Source organism: Cohnella thailandensis, from assembly GCF_014212135.1.
GTDB classification, from domain to species: domain Bacteria; phylum Bacillota; class Bacilli; order Paenibacillales; family Paenibacillaceae; genus Cohnella; species Cohnella thailandensis.
This window is the reverse complement of record NZ_JACJVQ010000037.1, coordinates 1-843: the sequence shown is the minus strand read 5'-3', so window position 1 is coordinate 843 and position 843 is coordinate 1. Positions and strand designations below refer to the sequence as shown.

The window sequence follows — 843 nt, the reverse complement described above, 5'->3', positions numbered from 1 at the left end:
CACGGGCGCGTACGACACCTTCGAAGCGAGATAGCCTTACCGGAACTCGCTCCATACGGAAGAAAAACGGTAGACATCGACGGCCGACAGCCGGGCGATGTCTTTTTTGTATAAGAAAACCCCCAGTTCGACTGGGGGTTCAGGAAAGCTTATAGCTATGAGTAGTCATCCCTTGACTTTCAATGATAACATGGGAGCCGGTCTGCCAACCGCTACCATATATCAAGGAGGACAAGGGATGGACAAGAGCAGTCTAGCACACACGAAATGGAACTGCAAATACCATATTGTATTTGCACCTAAGTATCGAAGACAGATTATTTACGGAAAGTTGAAAAGGGAAATTGGAAAGATCTTGCGCGAATTATGCGAACGGAAAGGTGTCGAAATTGTCGAAGCAGAAGCATGCCCGGACCACATTCATATGCTGGTGAGTATTCCACCAAAGCTGAGTGTGTCGCAGTTTATGGGATATTTAAAGGGAAAGAGCTCCTTAATGATCTTTGATAAATTCGCAAACATGAAGTATCGCTATGGAAATCGGCAATTTTGGTGTAGAGGCTATTTTGTCGATACAGTGGGAAGGAACAAAAAGGTCATAGAGGAATACATCCGGAATCAACTCGTAGAAGACAAGGAATATGAACAACTATCGATGAAAGAGCTAATCGACCCGTTTACGGGTGAGTCGGTAAAGAAGGGCAAATAAAAAGCCCCTTTACAGGGGCAAGCCCGGGACAACACGCGGTTGGCAGACTTTCAGTGCGCCTTAGAGGCGCATGCTTGTACCATGCCCTTATAGGGCTGATGCAAGCCACCGGCTAAGCCGGTGGTTATGACTGC

Annotated in this window: 1 protein-coding gene; it reads left to right on the top strand. The window is 46.9% G+C overall.

Annotated elements, in window-relative coordinates; all coding sequences use genetic code 11:
- Window positions 1–238: 238 nt before the first annotated feature.
- Window positions 239–709 (top strand): IS200/IS605 family transposase, encoded by a 471-nt coding sequence (gene tnpA, locus H7B67_RS30605; RefSeq protein ID WP_185123711.1) that lies wholly within the window; start codon window positions 239–241, stop codon window positions 707–709.
- Window positions 710–843: the final 134 nt, after the last annotated feature.

Coding starts and splice junctions, on each gene's coding strand:
- tnpA (WP_185123711.1), top strand. CDS start 239: ATGGACAAGAGCAGTCTAGCACACACGAAATGGAACTGCAAATACCAT.